Annotated in this window: 2 protein-coding genes; both read left to right on the top strand. The window is 48.0% G+C overall.

Annotated elements, in window-relative coordinates:
• Positions 1 to 470: ATP-binding protein (locus tag R7127_RS26945; protein ID WP_318148767.1), on the top strand; the 470-nt coding region annotated here is incomplete at its 5' end.
• Between the two features lie 72 nt (positions 471 to 542).
• Positions 543 to 1023: superoxide dismutase (locus tag R7127_RS26940; RefSeq protein WP_318148766.1), on the top strand; the 481-nt coding region annotated here is incomplete at its 3' end.

The following is a 1023-nucleotide window of genomic DNA, read 5'->3' as shown; positions in this document are numbered from 1 at the left end:
ACATGACACGCGAGACACAGCCAATAGAAAGTTTGTGGGAAGAGATCATTAAAGATGCGCAGTTTGAAGCCGAGCAAATGGGTAAAACACTCCGCTATTCAGAGATCCCTGAGCGACATATCTCAGGCAACCCAAAACTGTTGATGAGCGCGGTAGAAAACATCATCCGCAACGCGATTTATTACGGAAAAGATGAAGTGCAGATCGACATTCAAGACAAGACTGACACACTGACGATTACCGTCGATGACAACGGTGATGGTGTGCCGGATGAAGAGTTAGAAGCGATTTTCCGTCCATTTTATCGTGTGTCTACTGCTCGTGATCGTCACTCTGGCGGCACAGGATTAGGGTTAACCATCACCGAAAGTGCGATTCGTCAGCACAGCGGTACGATAGTCGCGAGCCGCAGCCCACTGGGAGGTTTGCGCGTCTCCATCACGCTGCCTTTAGTTAAAGTAGGCAAATAACCCTACAAGATTTCAGTTGATAATGATTTTCATTAACATTAGAGTAAATCCTCCGATTAAGGAGGATTTACTATGTCACATACATTTCCCGCTCTGCCTTACCCATACGATGCGTTAGAGCCATACATCGACGCAAAAACCATGGAAGTGCATTACAGCAAACACCACAAAACTTACTTCGATAAATTCGTCACCGCCGTGCAAGGCAGTGAGCTTGAAACACAATCGCTAGACGAAATCTTCGCAGCCGTTTCGCAACATAGCCCAGCCATTCGCAACAATGGCGGCGGCTACTACAACCACATCCTTTACTGGAATTGCATGTCACCAGAAGGCGGCGGTGAACCACAAGGCGCACTTGCGCAAGCCATCAACGACAAGTTTGGTCACTTCGAAAAGTTCAAAGACGAATTCGCTCAAGCAGCCGTTAATACGTTTGGATCTGGCTTTGCATGGTTAGTTGTGAAAGATGGCGACATCCACATCACCTCCACCAGCAATCAGGATAACCCGTTAATGGACGTGGCCGATGTACGCGGCGAGCCTATCCTTG

This window comes from Vibrio sp. 1159 (assembly GCF_033340395.1).
Taxonomy (GTDB): domain Bacteria; phylum Pseudomonadota; class Gammaproteobacteria; order Enterobacterales; family Vibrionaceae; genus Vibrio; species Vibrio alginolyticus.
Note: the sequence above shows the minus strand (reverse complement) of the source record. Positions and strands in the feature narration are given on the sequence as shown.